1 protein-coding gene is annotated in these 202 nt (G+C 52.5%); it reads right to left on the reverse strand.

The features are described from left to right. Nucleotides 1-3: 3 nt before the first annotated feature. The coding region (locus HMPREF2954_RS13045; RefSeq protein WP_210398483.1) for a hypothetical protein at nt 4-202 on the reverse strand (199 nt) is incomplete at its 5' end.

Here is a 202-nt window from a genome sequence, read left to right on the forward strand (position 1 = left end):
TCGCTATTCTCCCAACCCAAAGGCTTCTGCAACCTCCAACTCATCCGGCGGCACCGTACCCAATCCACCCAATAATGCAGGTAATAACGATCCAAGTGCAGATGCTGATACCGATGGCGCAGAAAAGAGTATCTCACCCCCTATCACAGACCATGGAACAGTGCCACCGACAGGCAATGGCAAACCTGTCCCAAATCCAACG

The sequence above is a fragment of the Neisseria sp. HMSC067H09 genome, from assembly GCF_001814135.1.
Classification (GTDB): Bacteria; Pseudomonadota; Gammaproteobacteria; order Burkholderiales; family Neisseriaceae; genus Neisseria.